This window comes from Janthinobacterium sp. SUN137, assembly GCF_030587265.1.
GTDB classification, from domain to species: Bacteria; Pseudomonadota; Gammaproteobacteria; order Burkholderiales; family Burkholderiaceae_D; genus Janthinobacterium; species Janthinobacterium kumbetense.
The window spans coordinates 234,429-254,810 of record NZ_JAPWHZ010000002.1 but is presented as its reverse complement, the minus strand read 5'-3'; the positions used below and the strand labels follow the sequence as shown (position 1 = coordinate 254,810).

The 20,382-nt window shown below is 59.8% G+C and carries 17 protein-coding genes and 1 tRNA gene; 12 read left to right on the top strand and 6 right to left on the bottom strand.

Going from position 1 to position 20,382, the window contains the following annotated elements:
- The first annotated feature begins 155 nt into the window (after positions 1 to 155).
- Together O3298_RS09205 and O3298_RS09200 are read left to right on the top strand one after the other, a co-directional pair.
- Positions 156 to 2,126: a methyl-accepting chemotaxis protein gene (locus tag O3298_RS09205; RefSeq protein ID WP_251348263.1), complete on the top strand. Its 1,971-nt coding sequence runs from the start codon at positions 156 to 158 to the stop codon at positions 2,124 to 2,126.
- Positions 2,127 to 2,177: 51 nt separating this feature from the next.
- Positions 2,178 to 2,450 carry a putative signal transducing protein gene (locus O3298_RS09200; RefSeq protein WP_099667473.1) on the top strand — a complete coding sequence of 91 codons (273 nt, stop codon included), beginning with the start codon at positions 2,178 to 2,180 and terminating at the stop codon, positions 2,448 to 2,450.
- 126 nt (positions 2,451 to 2,576) lie between these two features.
- Here O3298_RS09200 and O3298_RS09195 read toward each other — a convergent pair whose 3' ends face one another.
- Entirely contained in the window at positions 2,577 to 3,125 is a 549-nt protein-coding gene (locus O3298_RS09195; protein WP_099667472.1) for a thymidine kinase, read from the bottom strand.
- A 304-nt stretch (positions 3,126 to 3,429) separates the two neighbouring features.
- On the opposite strand from O3298_RS09195, the gene O3298_RS09190 reads away from it, so the two are divergent.
- Entirely contained in the window at positions 3,430 to 4,821 is a 1,392-nt protein-coding gene (locus O3298_RS09190; RefSeq protein WP_369811520.1) for a pyridoxal-phosphate dependent enzyme, read from the top strand.
- Entirely contained in the window at positions 4,818 to 5,999 is a 1,182-nt protein-coding gene (locus O3298_RS09185; RefSeq protein WP_305059082.1) for a PLP-dependent aspartate aminotransferase family protein, read from the top strand. Before O3298_RS09190 ends, O3298_RS09185 begins: the two co-directional genes overlap by 4 nt.
- 12 nt (positions 6,000 to 6,011) lie before the next feature.
- On the opposite strand, the gene O3298_RS09180 is transcribed toward O3298_RS09185, so the two are convergent.
- Complete coding sequence (locus O3298_RS09180; protein ID WP_305059081.1) at positions 6,012 to 8,210, bottom strand: acylase; 2,199 nt, start codon at positions 8,208 to 8,210, stop codon at positions 6,012 to 6,014.
- Between the two features lie 14 nt (positions 8,211 to 8,224).
- On the bottom strand, positions 8,225 to 9,061 hold the full coding sequence (locus O3298_RS09175; protein WP_251348259.1) for a hypothetical protein: 837 nt from the start codon (positions 9,059 to 9,061) through the stop codon (positions 8,225 to 8,227).
- A gap of 227 nt (positions 9,062 to 9,288) precedes the next feature.
- On the opposite strand from O3298_RS09175, the gene O3298_RS09170 reads away from it, so the two are divergent.
- The 3 genes from O3298_RS09170 to O3298_RS09160 all read left to right on the top strand — a co-directional run bounded on the left by O3298_RS09170 (position 9,289) and on the right by O3298_RS09160 (position 11,093).
- Positions 9,289 to 9,981: a hypothetical protein gene (locus O3298_RS09170; protein ID WP_251348258.1), complete on the top strand. Its 693-nt coding sequence runs from the start codon at positions 9,289 to 9,291 to the stop codon at positions 9,979 to 9,981.
- A 36-nt stretch (positions 9,982 to 10,017) separates the two neighbouring features.
- On the top strand, positions 10,018 to 10,464 hold the full coding sequence (locus O3298_RS09165) for a DUF2939 domain-containing protein (RefSeq protein ID WP_305059080.1): 447 nt from the start codon (positions 10,018 to 10,020) through the stop codon (positions 10,462 to 10,464).
- A 125-nt stretch (positions 10,465 to 10,589) separates the two neighbouring features.
- A complete protein-coding gene (locus tag O3298_RS09160; RefSeq protein ID WP_180278753.1) occupies positions 10,590 to 11,093 on the top strand; it encodes a DUF2939 domain-containing protein in 504 nt (167 codons plus the stop codon).
- Between the two features lie 30 nt (positions 11,094 to 11,123).
- Here the strand turns inward: O3298_RS09160 and O3298_RS09155 are convergent, their stop codons facing one another.
- Positions 11,124 to 12,461 (bottom strand): polysaccharide deacetylase family protein, encoded by a 1,338-nt coding sequence (locus tag O3298_RS09155; protein ID WP_289914276.1) that lies wholly within the window; start codon positions 12,459 to 12,461, stop codon positions 11,124 to 11,126.
- A gap of 267 nt (positions 12,462 to 12,728) precedes the next feature.
- Here O3298_RS09155 and O3298_RS09150 point away from each other — a divergent pair, with 267 nt between their 5' ends.
- From O3298_RS09150 to O3298_RS09135, 4 genes are all read left to right on the top strand, one after another.
- Positions 12,729 to 12,941, top strand: coding sequence for a hypothetical protein (locus O3298_RS09150; RefSeq protein WP_010399127.1), 213 nt, complete (start codon positions 12,729 to 12,731; stop codon positions 12,939 to 12,941).
- An 11-nt stretch (positions 12,942 to 12,952) separates the two neighbouring features.
- Positions 12,953 to 13,348: a nuclear transport factor 2 family protein gene (locus tag O3298_RS09145; RefSeq protein WP_305059079.1), complete on the top strand. Its 396-nt coding sequence runs from the start codon at positions 12,953 to 12,955 to the stop codon at positions 13,346 to 13,348.
- A 399-nt stretch (positions 13,349 to 13,747) separates the two neighbouring features.
- Positions 13,748 to 16,045, top strand: a complete 2,298-nt coding sequence (locus tag O3298_RS09140) for a TonB-dependent receptor (RefSeq protein ID WP_305059860.1) — start codon at positions 13,748 to 13,750, stop codon at positions 16,043 to 16,045.
- Positions 16,046 to 16,147: 102 nt separating this feature from the next.
- A tRNA-Leu gene (locus tag O3298_RS09135) sits at positions 16,148 to 16,234 on the top strand.
- Between the two features lie 173 nt (positions 16,235 to 16,407).
- Here O3298_RS09135 and O3298_RS09130 read toward each other — a convergent pair.
- Positions 16,408 to 17,037 carry a hypothetical protein gene (locus O3298_RS09130; protein WP_305059078.1) on the bottom strand — a complete coding sequence of 210 codons (630 nt, stop codon included), beginning with the start codon at positions 17,035 to 17,037 and terminating at the stop codon, positions 16,408 to 16,410.
- Here O3298_RS09130 and O3298_RS09125 point away from each other — a divergent pair.
- Complete coding sequence (locus tag O3298_RS09125) at positions 16,982 to 17,962, top strand: contractile injection system protein, VgrG/Pvc8 family (protein WP_369811581.1); 981 nt, start codon at positions 16,982 to 16,984, stop codon at positions 17,960 to 17,962. The two genes, O3298_RS09130 and O3298_RS09125, sit on opposite strands and share 56 nt — an antisense overlap.
- A gap of 173 nt (positions 17,963 to 18,135) precedes the next feature.
- Here the strand turns inward: O3298_RS09125 and O3298_RS09120 are convergent, their stop codons facing one another.
- Positions 18,136 to 20,283, bottom strand: a complete 2,148-nt coding sequence (locus O3298_RS09120) for a hypothetical protein (protein WP_305059077.1) — start codon at positions 20,281 to 20,283, stop codon at positions 18,136 to 18,138.
- Positions 20,284 to 20,382: the final 99 nt, after the last annotated feature.

Here is a 20,382-nt window from a genome sequence, read left to right as displayed (position 1 = left end):
ATGCTATCATCGCGCCCTGAAATTCAGCTTGCCTGTGCGCGGCCCGACAGCCGGCGCGCCTCCGTTTCAAGCGCATTCCCCACCAGATCCCCTCCCCGCGTGTCATGTCATGACCAGGAATGGCCGAGCTGATTACCCTTTGCCAGACTCACACTATGCCTACAATTTCCTTCTCCCCCCGCCACTGGAGTGTCGGCGGCAAGATCACCGTCTTCACGTTTGCGCTGGTCAGCCTGATCCTCGCCAGCCTGACGACCCTGATCAGTATCCGCACCTCCAATGCCCTGGAACAGCGCGCCGAAGCGGCCGTCACCAGCGAACTCAATAGCGTCATGACGACCACGGAAGTATTTCATACCGCCATGGTCAACGAGGCGGCCAGCTTTGCCCGCCTGTTCGCGGCCGAATTTCCCGGCCCGTTCTCGGTCGACACGGGCGCCATGGTGGCCGTGGCCGGCAAGGCCACGCCGGCCCTGGCCAACGGCAACAGGGTGCTCAACCTCGATACGTCCCTGGTCGACCGCTACACGGCCCAGACGGGCGTGATCGCCACCATTTTTGCTGCCAACGGCGATGAATTCGTGCGCATCAGCACTTCGCTGAAAAAACAGGATGGCGAACGGGCCGTCGGCACCCAGCTCGACCACAACCACCCCAGCTATGCGCCGCTGCGCGCAGGCCAGCGCTTCGTTGGCATGGCAACACTGTTTGGCAAGCAATACATCACGCAATATGACCCCGTGCGCGATGCGGGCGGCAAGGTGGTGGGCGTGCTGTTCATCGGCCTCGATATCAGCAAGAATCTGGCCATGCTGAAAGAGAAGATTCGCCAGGTCAAGATCGGCCAGACGGGTTACATCTATATCGTCGACACGGCGCCCGGCGCCAATTACGGCCACCTGGTGCTGCACCCGAACAGCGAAGGCAAGAGCGCGCTCGAGTTCAAGGCCAGCGACGGCCGATTGTTCATCCAGGAAATGCTGGCGCAAAAGGATGGCGCCATGCGCTACACGTGGACGGCGCCGGGCGAGACGAGTGCCAGCGCGCGCGAAAAGCAGCTGTTTTACCGTCAATTCAAGGATTGGCAATGGATCATCGCGGGCGGCACGTTCACGGATGAGATCACCCTGGAAGCGCGCCAGATGCGCAACCAGCTGGCCATTTCCGGCTTCATCGCCCTGCTCGTCTTCGCCCTGCTGCTGTACTGGCTGGTGCGCACCCTCGTGTCGCGCCCGCTGGCCGCCGCCGAAACGGCCGCCGCGCAAATCGCCGCCGGCGACCTGACGGTGCACCTCGATACCAGCAGCCTGGACGAAATCGGCCGCCTGCTGCTGGCCATGAACCGCATCAGCGACAACCTGTCGCAAGTGGTCAGCAATGTACGCGGCAGCGCCGGGCAGATCGCTACGGCGTCCGGTGAGATCGCCAGCGGCAACCTGGATTTGTCGAGCCGCACGGAACAGCAAGCCAGCTCGCTGGAAGAGACGGCCGCCTCGATGGAAGAACTGAGCTCCACCGTGCGCCAGAACGTTGATCACGCACAACAGGCAAGCCGGCTGGCGCACGACTCGTCCAGCCTGGCAGCGGAAGGCGGCGCGGCCGTGGCGCAGGTGGCCAGCACCATGGACGCCATCCGCAGTTCCTCGGGCAAGATCGCCGACATCATCGGCGTCATCGACGGCATCGCCTTCCAGACGAATATCCTGGCCTTGAACGCGGCCGTGGAAGCGGCGCGCGCCGGTGAACAGGGACGGGGCTTTGCCGTCGTCGCCACGGAAGTGCGCACCCTGGCGCAGCGCTCGACGGCAGCGGCGAAAGATATCAAGGATTTGATCCAGGCGTCCGCCAGCACGGTGGACCTGGGCCACGCGCAAGTGAGCCAGGCCAGCGCCACCATGGACACGGTGGTGGCCAGCGTGCAGCAAGTGAGCACCATCATGGCCGAAATCGCCCAGGCGAGCGAAGAGCAGCGCAGCGGCATCGAGCAAGTCAACCAGGCCATCGCCCAGATGGACCAGGTGACCCAGCAGAACGCGGCCCTGGTGGAAGAAGCGGCCGCGGCGGCGGACGCCCTGCAGGAACAGGCGCAGGAACTGAACCAGGTGGTGGGCGTGTTCAAGCTGTAAGGGCTAGCCTGGTGCTAAGATGGGGTCGAATCCACCTTGCCAGGAGGCACCATGCACGATGACTACGTTTTAATTGCCCGGCTGATGATACCCACGGATGCGCACGTCATCCGCGGCTGCCTGGCCGCCGCCGGCATCGACGTGCTGCTGACGGATGACCAGCACATGCAGGCCGACATGCTGCTGGCGGCCGCCATCGGCGGCGCCCGCGTGATGGTGCGCGAACACGACGTGGCGCGCGCGAATGACATCCTCGCCGCCTTCGAGCGAGGCGACCTGGCGCTGGCGGATGATGCCGATGTGGGCGCGCCCGTCGCCGAATAAGAACACCTGTCAAAACCTACTGCGCGTCGTAATTTGCGGTCTGCGATGCTCACTGTACCTTCGTACAGTTGCGCTTCTCAACCACAACTTCCTTCCGCTCGCTACGGTTTTGCTAGGCGTTGTAAATCAGGCATAGAAACAGCGTCCGCACGCCTGGCGGTAACTTTCGTTGCCGCCAATACTGATCTGCTCGCCTTCCTTGATGCGGCGGCCCTGCTCATCCACGCGGATGTTCATCGTGGCCTTCTTGCCGCAAGTACAGATATTCTTCAATTCCTCGATATCGTCGGCCAGCGCCAGCAGATAAGCCGAGCCGGGGAACGGTTCGCCCTTGAAATCCGTGCGCAAGCCGTAGCAGATGACGGGCACGCCCTTCACTTGCGCCAGCTGGTGCAATTGTTGCACTTGTGCCGTGCTGAGAAATTGCGCTTCGTCAACCAGCAGGCAAGCGACCTGGGGAATTGCATCGAGGAAATTCGTGTCGGCATGGAAGATGTCGACCTGGCGCTGCGGGCCCAGGCGCGAAGTGACCCTTCCCACGCCGTAGCGGCTGTCGATGGCGGCCGTGTACAGGCGCACCTGCTGGCCCTGCTCTTCATAGTTGTGCGCGACCTGCAACAAGGCCGTCGACTTGCCCGCGTTCATCGCGGAATACCGGAAATAAAGTTTTGCCACTGCCGCCTGCCCTGTTCGTCTGGTTTTCAGGATACTGTTTAGTTCCTTTTCGAGGCGTGATTATAAATCGCAATGGCGGGCTTGCGGCAGCTTAATAGTCGTGCCGTTGGCGCGGCAAGCGGGCTAAAAACGGCGCATACTCGAAGCGCGCACGCTGTAGCCGCGCTGCTGCTGATATGCGAAAGCCGCATATGCAAGCATGCAAACATTCGTTCGCCGCACCCGTGCACCCGCCTACACTGCGCGACACGGAAGGCGGCTCGGGACACAATCCGGAGCGGCTGTTTCTCTGACAGGAGCCACCATGAATGATCGAATGCCATCCCCATCCCAGCCGCCGGCGCTATACAAGCTGATCGGCAATACCCCACTGGTCGAAGTGACCAGGCTCGACACGGGCCTGTGCCAGCTGTTCCTGAAACTGGAATCGCAGAATCCCGGCGGTTCCATCAAGGACCGCATCGGCCTGTCCATCATCGAAGCGGCCGAAGCCGACGGCCGCTTGCAGCCGGGCGGCACCATCGTCGAGGCGACGGCCGGCAATACCGGCATCGGCCTGGCGCTGGTGGGCCGCATCAAGGGCTACCGCGTGATTCTCGTCGTGCCCGACAAGATGTCGACGGAAAAAGTACTGCACCTGAAAGCCCTGGGCGCCGAGGTGCACACCACGCGCTCGGACGTGGGCAAGGGCCATCCCGAGTACTACCAGGATTACGCGGCGCGCCTGGCGCGCGAACTGCCGGGCGCCTTCTTCGCCGACCAGTTCAACAATCCCGCCAATCCGCTGGCCCACGAAACGACGACGGCGCCCGAAATCTGGGAGCAAAGCGGCCATGACGTGGACGCCATCGTCGTCGGCGTCGGCTCCTCCGGCACCCTGACGGGCCTGACGCGCTACTTCCGCAAGGCCCAGCCGAAGCTGGAATTCGTGCTGGCCGACCCGCAAGGCTCCATCCTCACCGAATACATCGACACGGGAAAGGTATCGGACACGAGCGGCTCGTGGGCCGTCGAAGGCATCGGCGAAGATTTCATTCCCTCGATTGCCGACATGGACAGCGTCACCAAGGCCTACACCATCAGCGACCAGGAAAGCTTTGATTCCGCGCGCGCCCTGCTGCTCGCCGAAGGCATTTTAGGGGGCTCGTCAACGGGCACCCTGCTGGCCGCCGCGCTCAAGTACTGCCGCGAACAGACCACGCCCAAACGCGTCGTCACCTTCGTGTGCGACACGGGGACGCGCTATCTGTCGAAGGTCTACAACGACGGCTGGATGCGCGACCAGGGCCTGTTGCAGCGGGCATTGTCCGGCGACTTGCGCGACCTGATCGGACGCCGCTACGACGAAGGCGACGTGGTCAGCGTGGCGCCGGGCGACACCCTGCTCACGGCCTTCAACCGCATGCGCGCCAGCGACCTGGCGCAGCTGCCCGTCATCGACGGCGGCCAATTGGTCGGCATCCTCGACGAATCGGACTTGCTGCTGCACGTTTCCGGCGACGCCGCGCATTTCGCGGGCCTGGTGGGCGCCACCATGACGACGCAGATCGAAACCCTGGCGCCGTCAAGCGGCTTGCCCGCCCTGCGCGCCACCCTGGACCGGGGCTTGACGGCCGTCGTCGCCGACGACAGCGCCTTCTATGGCCTGATCACCCGCTTCGACCTTCTCAACCACTTACGCAGGACACTATCTTGAGCCAACAAACGCCCCGCAAGAGCCGCCTCGCCACCCGCGTCATCCACGCCGGCCAGTCGCCCGACCCGTCGACGGGCGCCATCATGCCGCCCATTTACGCCACCTCCACCTTCGTGCAGGACAGCCCCGGCGTACATAAAGGCCTGGACTACGGCCGCTCGCACAATCCCACGCGCTGGGCGCTGGAGCGCTGCGTGGCCGACCTGGAAAGCGGCAGCGCAGCTTTCGCCTTCGCCTCGGGCCTGGCCGCCATCTCGTCCGTGCTGGAATTGCTGGATGCGGGCAGCCATATCGTCGCCGGCGACGACATGTACGGCGGCACCTACCGCTTGTTCGAGCGCGTGCGCCGCCGCTCGGCCGGTCATGAATTCACGTATGTCGACCTGATGAATCCGGAAAACCTGCTGGCCGCGCTGCGCCCGGAAACGAAGATGGTATGGGTGGAAACGCCCACCAACCCGATGCTGAAACTGGCGGATTTGCGCGCCATTGCCGACATCTGCCGCGAACGGGGCATCATCGCCGTGGCGGACAACACGTTTGCCAGCCCGCTGGTGCAACGCCCGCTCGAACACGGCTTCGACATCGTCGTGCACTCGACCACCAAGTATTTGAACGGCCACTCGGACATCATCGGCGGCATCGCCATCGTCGGCGCGGAAGAACGCCAGGCGGAATGGCGCGAGCAACTGGGCTTTTTGCAAAACTCCGTGGGTGCGATTGCCGGGCCGTTCGACAGCTTTTTGGCCCTGCGCGGCGTGAAGACCCTGGCCATCCGCATGCAGCGCCATTGCGAAAGCGCCCTGGCCCTGGCGCAGTGGCTGGAACAGCAAAAGGAAGTGCGCAAGGTGTTTTATCCGGGCCTGGCCTCGCACCCGCAACATGCGCTGGCGCAGCGCCAGATGGATGGCTTCGGCGGCATCATCTCGATCGACCTCGATACGGATTTGGCGGGCGCGCGGCGCTTCCTCGAACGCTGCGAGGTGTTCGCCCTGGCCGAAAGCCTGGGCGGCGTGGAAAGCCTGATCGAGCACCCTGCCCTGATGACGCATGCCAGCATCCCGGCCGAGCAGCGGGCCAGGCTGGGCATCGGCGATGGCTTGATCCGGCTGTCGGTGGGGATCGAGGATATCGAGGATTTGCGCCATGACCTGCGCACGGCGCTCGACGCGATTTGATACACCCGGCGGCTATTTTCCGGGGTGGTATCTGCGCTCCAGGTGCTTCGCCACGTCCTCGGGATAAAACAGCACGTCCTTGAATTCGCCGCGCGCATACATGGCCGCCTGGTCCCGGAAGTGCGGCGACTTCGGGTCGCCGCTCTGGCCACCGGCGAGGATGCTTTTCGCCTTGATGCGGGGGCCGAATTCCACGGCCGCCACAAAGCTGTTGCCGCGCTCGCCGTAAATCCTGCGCGTGGTGCTCTTGCTGCTCTGTCCATACGCGGCCAGCGCGCCCCAGTTGCCCGACGCGTAAGGCACGGGCAGGCTGGCTTGCGCATCGTCAAACGGCTGCACGATGTCGCCCGTCAGGCGCTGGAAGCGGTTGATCTCCCCCCACGGCGTTTGCCAGTTGCCGAAATCGCGCTGCAGTTTATCGGCGGCGCTGGCCAATGCCGCCAGCCGCTGCGCCGCCGTGACCTTGTCCGTCGCCAGGAAATCGACGACGGGCACGCCCTGCTCGCGCGCCTGTTTTCCCGCCAGCTCGGCCAGCTCCTGGCCCCAGAACACGGCCAGCGAGGTGGCGGTGGAGTCCAGCGCATAGCGCCAGTCCCAGGCCCGCAGCAAGGCCACCTTGTCGGCCAGCGCCAGCTTGAGCGCGTCGCCCGCCGGCAGCGCATCGTATGCCGCGAACAGGGGCGGCAACAACGCTTCGAAGGCCGTCAGTTCGCTGTCGTACGAGGCGGCGATCAGCTTGTCGAGCGTGAAATCCTTCTGGTTCTGGAAAACCTTGACGGCATGCAGGCCGCGCGCGTTTTCGCCGTACACGGACATGTAGGCGGGATAGTCGCTCTGGCGCGGGCTGTGGGCGCCAGCCGCCGAATACGGCCAGTTGTTCGTGTTCTGTATCCAGCCATTCTTCGGATTGAACAGGGTGATGGTTTGCGCCACAGTATGCAGCCCTTTCCATTCCGTGGCCGGGTCGCTGCCGTCGACAGGCTGCTTCCAGTTGAAACGCGGGTCGCGCACGGGGATGAAATTGCCGTGAAAGTAGGCGATATTGCCATCCGCATCCGCATACACCGTGTTGTTCGACGAATTCGTGCGCAATTCCATCGTTTGATAAAACGCAGCATAATCGCGCGCCTTGGTGCGCGTGTACGACTGCATCAAAGCCTTCAACGGTTCATGCATCAGGCGCACGGCCACCCATTTACCATCGTGCGCGCGCACGATGGGGCCGTGGTGGCTGTAGTGGACGGTGATGGTCTTCGATGCCATGCCGCCATCGGCCAGTTTGTAGGGCAAGGTGATGGGCACGGTTTTCAAGGGCCGCAAGCCGCCGTCATAGCGGTAGAACCAGGCGCCGTCCTTGTCGACGATGCTTTCCAGGTATTCGTCGATGACGTCGCCGCCGCCCGAGGTGTGCATCCAGCCCAGGCGCTCGTTAAAACCCTGGTAGACGAAGAACTGGCCCCAGGTGACGGCGCCATACGCGTTCAAGCCTTCGCCGCTGGTGACCTGCACTTCGGGACGGAAGTAGAACGAGGTGTGCGGGTTGATCATCAGCAGCGCATGGCCATTTTTCGTGATGGCGGGCGCGATGGCGAAACCGTTCGAGCCGCTGGGCTCGGGATCCAACCCGGTCTCGATGCTGGCCAGCGCCACGGCGGCAGGACTGGCCTGCTGGCCGTAAAACGCTTCGAGCTGCGCCAGGTTGATCGATTCGATATCGCCGCCGATGCTGCCCTCGCTGAAACTCAAGGCCATCCACGGCTCGAAATGCGCGATCAGCCGCGGTTTGACGCGCGGATGCGTGGCCAGGTAAAAGTTCAGGCCATCGGCAAAGGCGTCCATCAACTTGCGCAGCCACGCCGGGCTGGCGCGGTACTGCGCCTGCAGCTCAAGCGGGTCGATGAAGAGCTTCATGCGCAGGTCGCGGTACAGCTCCCGTTCGCCCTCCACTTCCGCCAGGCGCCCCATGGCGTTGATGTAATTGAGTTCCACGCGGGGGAAATCGTCCTCGGCCTGCGCATACATCAGGCCAAACACGGCGTCCGCATCCGTCTTGCCCGTCACATGGGGCACGCCCCAGGTGTCGCGCGCGATGCTGACATTGGCCGCCTGCGCCTGCCAGCGGGCCATGTCCTTGACAGAAACAGCGGGTGCGGCCAGCACGGGAATACTGGCGACAGCAACTGAGGCAAACAGGGCACTGCTATGTAACATGCCAAAACTCCAGATCAGGATGCGTCAATCAGGGCCGCGATGCGCTGGTTCAACTCCACATTTTCCGCCTGCAGCTGCGCCACCTTCTGTTTCAGGCTGGCGATCTCGCCGCGCAGGCGTTCCGTTTCGGACGGCGCCTGGGCCGCGTTCTCCGCCCACGGCTCGTTGCCCGTTTCCGGCGTGTCCTGCGATACATGCACCTTCGGCTCGCGCGGCGTGCGCGTGGCGGCGCGCTGTTCGCGGATTTCCTTGGCCGCCTGGCGCAGCAGTTTTTTACCGCCGGCGACGGCCGCCACCTGTTCTTCCGGCGGCAGGGATGCCACGGTGGCCGCCGCATTGATCGAGATCGTGCCCGAACGGACGGCTTCCACCAGTTCCGGCGACGCCGCCTTCTGGATCTTCTCGATCTGGCTGATCTGGTTGCTGCTCAATCTCGCCGCCTTGGCCACCTCTTCGCGCGTGCTCATGGGTGCCTTCGGCGCGTTTTCGCCTTCCGGCGCATCCTGGGCGCTGACGGGTGCCGGGCTGCGCGCGGCGACGATTTCCTTCTTGCGCAGGGCCAGCACGCCGCGCTGGAAGTCCGATACACTGCGGCGCGCCAGGTGATTGTCGATCATCCACAGCATGACGTCGTCGAGCGAGGTAAAGCTGGTGTTCTGGATGGTCTTGAATTCGATGCCGTGCTGGCGGCAGATGGCGTAGCGGTTATGCCCGTCGATCAGCACGTCGTTCCACAGCACCAGCGCATCGCGGCAGCCTTCGGCCAGCAGGCTGCGCTCGAGCGCCGCGTACTCGCTGGCGGTGAGCGGGTCGATATACGACTGCAGCACCTGATTGATAGTGATATTCATGGTTGTCCTCAATATTGCGGCGCGATGGTCCGCGCCGGCACGAATGCTACACCATCCGCCGCCCATCCAGCTGATCGAGGTCCGCCATCGGCCGTCACAATGGAAAAAAGCGCATTTTCCCTTTCTTTCATAGGCAACTGAACTTATCATTTGGCAATATTTAGCTACCCTTCCCCTTAATCGCGCCGGCTTGTGCATGAGCGCGCCCAAGACAAACAAGGAAATCAATGAAAAAGTTATACCGCGTCGCCATCGCTGCGCTGCTACTCAGCGGATGTGCCACCATGGAAGTCCGCGAGACGACCCGCACGATGGAGCGCATCGGCCATGATCCGCAACTGAACATCGTTTCAAAGGTCACTGCTGGTGAAGCGCTATTGTCCACATTCCAATACACAAGCAAAACGGGCTATCAGATCTACGATGGACGCGCCGTGTCCATCGGCGGCGGCCGCGTTGCCGTCATCGAGGGCGACTTCCTGTACCGCGCCGATATTGAAGGCAAGCCCGCTTACTGCACCGAACGCCAGGTCTTCAACATGCTGCTGCCCGGGATGACCAGGAATGCCTGTTTTGCCGACCGCAACAATGATGGCCTGCTGGACCAGGTGATGGTCGCCAGCGATCTGATGTGGTGGCACGAAGATGTCAACCCCGGCATCAAATTCGGCCCGGGAGTGGAAACCGCGCCTATCGACAGGTCCATCAATTCGCAGTTGCTATACCAGGGCTACAGCAATCACACCTTGCGCATTGCCTACAGAGAATATGCAGGCGACCTGGCACGGCCGTCGTTTTCGCAAGACTTGTCGTTTGAGATCACCAGTTTTCCCGCGGAAGTCACCTTCCGGAAAATCCGGATCCAGATACGCAGCGCAGGAAATCAAGGTTTGGAATACCAGATCCTTGGCGGCTATTGACCCCCGCGTGCAAGCTGCGACCCAACGAGCCATAGCATGAAAAGAAAGTACGCCACCGCGCTCATTTTTACCGTCGCCGCCATCGGCTTCACCTGGGTCAGCCCCTATATCGCCATGTACCGCATCAGTATCGCGGCGAAATCCGTGCGCCTGGAAAACCTGGCGCAGCAGGCCGACCTGCCCGCCGTGCGCGCCAGCGTGGCGCGCCAGCTGCGGGCGGCCGGCGAAACGGCCAATGAGGACGATTTCAAGGAAATGCTCGACACCATCGTCTCGCCGCCCGGCATCACGGTATTGATCCTGCATGGCAAGCACGGGGCGGACGGCAAGCGCCACGACTTCGGCATGGCGTACCGCTCGTGGAACGAAGTGGTGCTGCGGCGCAGCGGCGCCGGGCCCGCCGCCAGCCAGTTTTTGCTGCGCCGCCATGGCATCTGGGACTGGAAACTGACGGACATCACCTTGCCGCCGGAATTACTTTAAAGAAACTTGATCTAAAACAACACTTACTTAAACCTCTATATTGATTTTGGGAAATATTATGTAGAATGCCAACACTTCAGGCGCACCGGGTCGCCAGGCATCCGAGAGATCGCACGATGAAAAGAATGATGCTTCTCGCTGTAGTGGCACTGGTCGCGCTGGCTGGCGTCTTCTATGGCAGCCCGTATTTCACCATGAACAAGATTCGCACGGCAACGATGGACGAGGATACCCAGGCCCTCGCTGCGCATATCGACCTGCCCCAGTTGCGCGGCAGCCTCGGGCAACAACTGCACACCCTGTTTTCGGCGCCCGAAGTGGCCGACGACATCAGTCCCGACGTCATCGACCCCTTGCTCGATACCATGCTGATGCCCGAAGGCATCGTCGCCTTGATGAAGCTCAATGACCGCTACGAAAAACCGCTCGCCAAGGTCAGCGACATCAGCGGCCGCAAGCGCAATACCAAGCCCGACTACAAACTGCGCTACACCTCCTGGGACAGCGTCGTGGTGCAGCGCGCCCACAGCAAAAGCCATATCGGCGAACTGACGCTGGCGCGCGACGGCCTGTGGCACTGGAAGCTGGTATCGGTGGCCCTGCCGAAGAACTTGCTGGCCGACGCCTGAGGCGTCGGCGCAGCCCTGCTCCCGGGGCGATCAGCGCCGGTCCGTCACCCTGCCCGTCGTATCGGCAAACCAGCGGCTATGCGACACCACTTGCAGCGCGCCGGCAGCCACTTGCCCCGCCAGCCATGCCAGCAATTCATCGATGACCGCATACGAGGTCTGGTAATCGGACGTTGGCGTCCTGACGATATCGTGGCCGTTGACAAACACAAAGCTGTCGTCGCCCACCGCCGTCTGGATCGCCGCCTGGACTTGCGCAAAGCTGGCGTCGTTTGTCAGGTTGACCGTGGAGGTGTTGAGGATGTAGGCATCCTTGTCGTTGCCAGTGAAAAACATCTGGTCGAAGCCGCGCTCGGCCGTATAGCCGGCGCCGCGCGCCGACAGGAAACCGGCGGCGCGCATGGCGTTGATGGCCGTATTCGTCCACAGCGATTCGACCCACGCATGGTGCGATGGCCCATCGCCGCCGATACCGGCGGCGCGCATCTTGTCCCGCCCCACCTGCAGCGCAGTGACGTACTGGGCCGAACCCTGGACCGCCACATTGTCGTGCACGCTCTGGTGCAAAGTAAAGTCGAACAGGCGCGACGGATCGTCGAAGCGCGCCTTCATGCGCTCGGCCGACATGTAGTCTGGCTGCCCCAGCAGGGACGTGACGATGGCAAACGAGGCCGGCAAATCATAGTATTTCAGCCGCTCCATCAGATACGTATCCCAGGACGCATAACCATCGTCAAAGGACAAGATGACGGTGGGCAATTTACGCTTCGGCAACGCCGCAAGCATGCCCAGCCAGATGGTTTCCGGCTGCGTCGTGGCGGCGGTCAGCTGCACGGTAAATTTCCCGCGTGACAGGTTTTGTGCCGTGGGCGTGCCCTCGCTATCGAGCGGCGTGGCCAGCTTGGGCACCCACCACTCATTGTTGACGAACATCAAGGTGTCGGCGGCGGCGGAACCGCCGTAATGCAAGGCATTCAGGAAGCCGGACCAGAAACTGCTGTAATCGCTGTTGCCCAGGTAAATCATGCCCCCCGTCTGCATGATGGCGGCATTCGTCGAGCGCAGCGCGAAGGAAAAGCGTTGCAAGTCCCAGTTGAACGGGATGCGCGGCTGGCCCTTGCCGGCAGCCCCTGTCGTGCCCACTTTCACGACGGTACCGGCAGGCAAGCCGGCTGGCAGGTCGATGCGCAAGGAGGGGTAGCCATCCTTGAACGACACGGCGGCATCGAGCGACACCATGCAGCCCGACGTCACATCGCTGTCCCAGAAGGACAGATCGTGCGTGGGCATGAATTCCAGCGGCGTATTGGTGACCGGCGGCGGGGGCATGGAAAAGCGGGGCGGGGCGTCAGGGTACTGGCTGGACATGGTGCGGCTTTCAAAAGTAGTGCGCGCGGCGCCGGCGGAACAAACGCAGCACGGCAGAAAAGGATCAATCAACATTGCCTTGCCAAGCTTTTTCGCCAGGAGTGCTTGTCAACTATATCACTTAATTGCCATTATGCAAATAAATAATGAAGCCCCGCCATGCCTGCCGCGGCGGCCATGGCGCAGCCCATGCGCCAGGCCGGCACGGCATCGCCCAAGCCCGCGCGGCACTGCTATCATCGAGCTTTGATTTCCATCGGAGGCTCCATGTCAGACCTGGTACAACACGCACTGGCCCACGCGGGCAAACCGGCCACCACGCCCTGGGTGGTGACCCTGATCAGCGGTGAAAAACTCACCGGCCCCATTTCCCCGCTCAGCGACGGCTGCTACGCCATCGGCCTGGGGCAAATCAAGTATTTTTCCAGCGATAAGGTCGCCTGCCTGAATGTGTCGGGCGCGGGCGCGTTTCCCATCTGAAGACCTTGGCAATGGACCACACGCCGAACCAGATGCAGGACAGCGCACGCCTGGCGGCGCAGCTGCAAGCGCTGGAAGCGGCGCTGCAAAGCCAGGCCGTGCGCGCCGACAGCGCCAGGATGGCAGCGCTGCTAGCCGACGAGTTCGTCGAATTCGGCAGCTCGGGCAAGCTCTGGACACGCGCCGCGACCCTGGCGGACTTGCCGGCAGAAGATTTTTGTCCGCGCAGCATCAGCGATTTTCAAGCCCGCCTGCTGGCCGAGGATGTGGCCTTGGTGACCTACCGCTCGCAGCGCCACGCCAGCGGCGCCCTGCCCGCCAGCGCCAGCTTGCGCAGTTCGCTGTGGAAGTGGCGCGATGGCCGCTGGCAAATGATTTTTCACCAGGGCACGCCGATTCCCGGCTGATCCGCACAGGGGATGGCCGCCACCGGCACCGTCCCCTGTCGCGCAGCAACAACACGCCCCTGCCGAAAAAAATCCGCGGCAGCTGTTGTATTTCCAGTGCCCGGGCGCGGGCCGCGCGGCCACAGCCCTCCCTCTGTTTGCGTTTCCGCAGGAAACCGCCATCGCCATGCCAGGCCACTTTGCGCTCGCGCAAGCCTGCCGGCACTCCACTATGCACCCGCCAAATATTGACGACAAATACGATTTTATTCGCGTATTCAGTCGAAAAACATATGAATGAGCGCGCCTGAAAAATGGCATGAATACCAAAACTTTCCGTGCTAGCATGATTTTTCGTCCAGCTGGCCAGCGCCAGCTTGCAGCGCCCCAACAACCTTCACCGACAGGAGCCGTTTCATGATGACACCGCATGCCAGCACACGCGCCAGCACAGTACGCCACACCCTGATTGCCCTGGCAATCACTGCCGCCTTCCCCCTGCAGGCGATGGCGCAAGACAGCGTCCTGCCGCCAGCCACCGACGCGCCTGCCGCCCCGGTGACGCAGGCCGGTCCTGGCCAGCTGGAAACGGTGATCGTGACGGCGCAGCGGCGCGCGGAAAACATCAAGGACGTGCCCATGTCCATCGCCACCCTGAAGGGCGATAAGCTCGACACCCTGACGGCCGGCGGCGCCGACATCCGCTTCCTCAACAGCCGTTCGCCCAGCGTCTCCGTCGAATCGGATTACGGCCGTACCTTTCCCCGTTTCTACATTCGCGGCCTGGGCAATACCGACTTCGACCTGAATGCCTCGCAACCGGTAGGCCTGGTGATGGACGACGTGGTGCAGGAAAACGCCATGTTGAAGGGTTTTCCCGTATTTGACGTGGATCAGGTCGAGGTGCTGCGCGGCCCGCAAGGCACCTTGTTCGGCCGCAACTCGCCGGCCGGCGTGATCAAGTTCGATTCCGCCAAGCCCGTCTTCAAGACGGAAGGCTACCTGAGCGGCGGTTTCGGCAAGGATGGCATGAAGAACCTGGAAGGCGCCTTCAACGTGCCCGTCAGCGACACGGTGGCCCTGCGCTTTTCCGGCCAGACGCAGCGCCGCGACGACCGCGTGCACAACCCGCGCCCTACCGGCACGCGCGACTTCGAAGGCTATGAAGACAGCGCCGCCCGCCTGCAGGTACTGGTCAAGCCCACGCGCGATTTCACCGCCCTGTTCAACGTGCATGCGCGCAACCTCGACGGCACGGCCACTTTGTTCCGCGCCAACATCCTGAAACAGGGCACGAATGACCTGGTCGACAACTTCGATTACAACTCCTATCCGACCGACGGCATCAACCGCCAGCACCTGAAAACCAAGGGCGGCAGCATGCGCCTGAAATGGGACTTGCCCGGCGTCACCCTGCATTCGATCACCGGCTACGAAAAACTCGATTTCTTCAGCCGCGCCGACGTCGACGGCGGCTATGGCGCCGTGTACGCCCCGCCGATGGGCCCTGGCTTCATCCCCTTCGTCGTGGAAACGGCCGACGTGATCCCCAACCACAAGCAGATTTCGCAGGAATTCCGCGCCGAATCGTCTGCCCGCGGTCCGCTGCAATGGATAGGCGGCTTGTTCTACTTCAAGGAAGATATCCAGATCGACAGCATCAGCTTTGACAGTCTGGCGCCCGGCAATCCGCAAAACAGCGCCTACGCCACGCAAAACCAGAGCTCGAAATCGTATGCGGCCTTCGGCTCGCTCAACTACACGGTCTCGGACGCCCTGAAACTGCGCGCCGGCCTGCGCTACACGAGCGACAAGAAGGATTTCTCGGCCAAGCGCGTGGAAGCGACCACGGCCGGCCCATTCAACTTGCACGACACCTCGCACAACGTCAGCTGGGACTTGAGCGGCACCTATGTGCTCACGCCGGAAACCAACGCCTACGCGCGCATCGCCACCGGCTACCGCGCGCCGTCGATGCAGGGCCGCCTGAACGGCCTGGCCGACCGCCCTTCGTTTGCGGGCGCCGAGAAAGCGCTGTCCGTCGAGGCGGGCATCAAGCAAGACCTGTTCGACAAGCGCGCGCGCCTCAGCGTGGCCGTGTTCCAGTACCGCGTCAAGGACAAGCAGCTGACGGCCGGCAGCGGCGCCGTCAACATGAACCAGCTGATCAATGCCGACAAGGCCACGGGCCGTGGCGTGGAACTCGATTTCCAGGCGAATCTCAGCGATTCGCTCAGCATGACCCTGGGCGGCAGCTACAACCACACGGAAATCCAGGACAAGAAACTGTTCGTGCAAAGCTGCGGCAACGCGCAAAACAACCCGGCCAGCGGCTGCACCGTCACCGATCCCGTCGGTCCGTTCAAGGGCACGGCCTACATCGACGGCAACCCGCTGCCCCGCGCGCCGGAGTGGCAGACCAATTTCACCCTGAAATACAGCATTCCCCTTGCCAATGGCGAGTTCTACGCCTACACGGACTGGGCCTATCGCACCAGCTACAACTTCTTCCTGTATGAAGCGAAGGAATACAAGGCCAAGGAACTGCTGGAAGGCGGCTTGCGCGTCGGCTACAAATGGGACAAATATGAAATCTCCGCCTACGGCCGCAACATCACCAACCAGATCCAGTCGCTGGGCGCCATCGATTTTGACAACCTGACGGGCATCATCAACGAACCGCGCACGTACGGGGTGCAGTTCAAGGCGACGTTCTGACGGCAGGCAGGTAAAACCAAGCTGTCCGGCGCAAACCGGACAGCCTGGCTCAGGCACAAGATGGCATTATGGGCATCACCTGTGCTAGAATCTCGCCGCGCTGCCCGGATGGTGAAACTGGTAGACACTGGAGACTTAAAATCTCCCGCCTGTAAGGGCGTGCCGGTTCGATTCCGGCTCCGGGCACCAGCGCATAGAATTCAGAAACATCAAAAAAGCCATTAAACCCAATACAATCAACGGGTTAGTGGCTTTTTTACGTCCCGACATTTCCCTTGATACAGATTAAACCCGACAAAAACCGGTAGCGATTACGCCAGACTTACGCCGTGATTACGCCTCAACGAGAGGGATGCATGGCTTCACTCAGGAAACGGGTTGGCGGTTGGCGGGCGGAGATCGCCATCCTCGGCACACGGGAATCTAAGACATTCAGCACCTAGGCCGAAGCTGCGGCCTGGGCGTCGGAACGCAAAACCGAAATCCGGCGCGGCGCCGACAGCGGCATCGTCGTCGGGAAAAGCTGCGGCGACGCATTCGACCGATACCTGGAAGAAGTCTCCATCCACAAGCGCGGCGAGCGCTGGGAGAGGCTGCGGCTCAATGCCATCGGCGAAGTGGTCATTGGCGGCGTGAAAATCAAAGATATCAAGCTGGCCAACTTGACACCAGAGCTGCTCGGCACCTGGCGCGATCAGCGCATGACCGGGGAAAACACGGTCACTGGCGCCACCGTGAATCGTGAACTGAACTTGCTTTCCCACGTTTTTACGACTGCGCGCAGGGAATGGAAATGGCTTGCGGCCAGTCCGACCAGCGACGTGCGCCGTCCCAAGCCTGCCGCCTCGCGCGGACGCATTCCTACCGAGGATGAAATCGAGCGCCTGTGCAACGCACTTGGCTTTGCCGACGAGCCTGTGACGACCAAGAGCCAGGCTGTGGCGGTCGCCTACTCTGCGCGCCAGGTCGGCCAACCTGATCGACACCTTCAAACAGCAGCAGGAACACAGCTTTCACAAGACCACCCTGGGCGCCATCATCGAGGCGATTGCCTTTCGCAACGAGCTGGCGTCTGGCGTATCGGCGCACCTGCGCGATACCGCCGTCGAGCACATCGACCAGACCCATGAAAGCGATGCGGCCTTCCTGCGCCGGCGGGGCAGGAAATACCACGCGGTGGCCACCGTCAAGAACGACACTTTGCTCTTTATCCCCATCAACCAGAGCCGCACCGCCAGCGGCAAGGCGCTGCCCGTCATTCCCATCACGCGCGCCCTGGGCGATGGCCACCGCTACCACAGCGCCGAAAGCGATGCCTACACGGGCGTGCGCGCCTTCTGGCACGACGAGCGCTACGCACGCCGCCGCAGCGTCGTGGCCGGCGTGCCCGGCAACAGCAAGCGCCTACGGGCCACCTTCGCCAACGAAACAGACGCGCGCGCGGCGGCCGTGGCCGAATGGCAGCGCATCCTGCGCGGCCTGGCCACCTTTGAAATGAACCTCGCCCTGGGCAACCCGGCCGTGTTCCCGCAATCGCCCGTGACAGTCAAAGGGTTCAAGCCCGAGATCGACGCCACCGAATGGCTATCGGTCAAGGTCACGCACAGCCTGGGCGGCAGCGGCTTTACCACGCGGGTGGAGTTTGAAACGAAGACGGAAGCGGTCGAGGCGGAACGAGAGAACGAGAAAGACCCGGACGAAGGCATCACGGGCGTGGTGGCCAAGTGGAAGGATGTGGCGGCGAAGAAGAAAAAGGCGGGGCAGGAACAGGTTGGCAGCAAGACCAAACTCAAAATATTAGAACATCTCTACAAAAGTAGGCAAGCCGCAAAACGAGCGTCAATCAACTACTGGAAGCAGATTCAAGAAGTGCGCGATATCATCAAAGAGAATAAAGAGGAATCTTGGAAACCGTAAACGACGATTTCCAAGGATAGTGCTATGAAAATCAAACTCAGCCAAACAGTTCGCATCAATCAAAAATCGCTTCTGTCATAGAGATGAAATATTGAAACAACAATTCAGCAAAAAAAACACAGTCATTGCCATACTCATTAAATTTTTTATGAGCATCAATCCATAGAATTGCCTTACACTGCCTCGGCCAAATCACTTTTCGCATCATCTTCCCAAGGACCACCTAAAGGAAAGCATTCAAACGATGATATAAGCCCTTCCCAATCATCTTTATCGACGGGATATATTGGCACTATGCGGGGTTGCACACCTTTAAAAAATCGCTCCAATTGCGGTGGCGATTTGAAATATTGAGTAGCTATTTTTTCTGCTTCTTCTACGGTCGAATAGAAAATAGTATTGATTTTCTTCACGACCTTCAAACCATCACCTGCCAGAGCTACATTTTCAATGCATCCATCAAAGAAGCGGCCGAGAATCAGCTCATCAATTACGGGAACACCTTGTGATTCAAAGCCAACATGACTAGACGAACTTGTAATAACCAACGAAATCACTTCAAAATTCGCGGAAATATCCCAGCCAAATTTCCTCATGGAATCAACAAAATCAGACCTATTTTCCTCGATAGAGCGCGCCTTTCGAAGTACCTGTATAGCAGCACCATTCACAGTTTTACGATGCATAGCAACGCCTTTGGAGTCTACTGGCTCTAATATGCATTTAGCTTCCGCTACAAAGACGGTCTTACCGATAAAGAATAGCAAATCAATTTGTTCTGAACGACTACCTACAGGTTTAAATGTATAATCATCTGAAAGGCTTTTAGAAAAATTTGCCAATAATGGCGAAGTTTTAATCGACTCTGATACACTTGCCCTAATATGAGCTTCAAATTCTGGCCCACGCCTACCCAAATCCACACCAGCTTGTTTCATCCAAACATCTATAAGACGCCTAAGATTCGGACTAACTATTGCTGGAAAATATGGCGCAACAGAAACATTGCCAACTGGAATTAATGGTTGGGCCCAAATTTCTTGATCGCCCGCTCCTCGATAAGTAAAAAACTCAACTGCCCGAGCAGCCTCGATTCGATTAATGCCTGTTGCGACAGACAATGCATCAACCAGTGCAGTCACTTGTATAACCGGCACATACTCAGGGAACCAGGCGTGAGGCAATGCGTCAGGGTTAATTGCGGAGTTATGCTTTTCCGTTAATTTTCGAAGAAGAATTTGAGAAGTTTGTGATATTACTGTCCAAACGCGGGTGAGAAGCGATAAATTTAAACCAGCAAGTTTTGGTTGAGCCTCATTAAGCAATTCAGTGTAATATGGTTCCGATGCAAATGCCCACATTGCCATCAAGTCTTGATATGCATCAGATGGATTTTCATTTTTTGAAACCTTTATAACCTGATGCTTACCTTTGCGCTCGATTGACTTCACCTCCCTAATGTTAGGAAAAATTCCTTTATCATATAACTCTCGGTAATATTTCGCACTTAAAATATTAAATGTGCCACTCAACGAATTTCTCCGTGCAAGGCCAAGACTGTAACTTTTTACCACATCGAGATCAGTCGGAAGAAACAAAATCACGCCCGCCTCGTCTGCCGACACATATCCATTCCAAAGACAATCATTCCATATGTCTTCGATCATACGATATAAAGTTCCTAAATTAAGCTCATGGGCCATTTCCTTCCACGCGACCAAATTCATCTTCGGCGCCCCACTCAACACCGGGGATCCTTGAAGCGCAAATCTAATGGGAATTTCCATACCATCAACTAAACCTTCGACTATCTCATTTGGCCCCCAAGCGAAACCTCCTTTTAATTTAAGTTTAATATTTGTTAAATCTTCTAAGCCATAACCGTTAACTTCGCGCTCTTGCAACTCTTTCGCAAGCTTCCCCATAGCTTCGTGAGTACGCTTAGCATTAACAATAAATTCATGGTTCGCCATTGCAACAAATGCTCGTAGTTTAGTGGTTGCCGAAAGCGACGAAGAATTTGAAAGCTTTAGAGAGTTTCTAATGTTTTTTAACTTATCACTGACCAGCACCCCAGATTTAAACAAAGCCAAATCTTCCACATCTGGATCAATACATTTTTTAAATTCGTCATTCCATTTCTTTTTAGTAAATTCACGGCGAAGGGGACCTGGAATTTCATCACCTCGCACTCGCCTCAAAAAATCTCCCATATTTACCCTTAAATAGACATAAATCAAACAAACTAGACTTAAATATTTTCTACTTTCCTTGCGTTTCTTACGTTTGAGGCTCATGCGTTTAAAGGTCAGGTCTGCCATTCCGACACAGGCCCCGCTATGCGAATCCCCAAGCTGAAAGCTCTACGTAAGCTCAGCGTCAAACCTATAAACTTTGGATGTCTTCCTCGCTATGCCAAG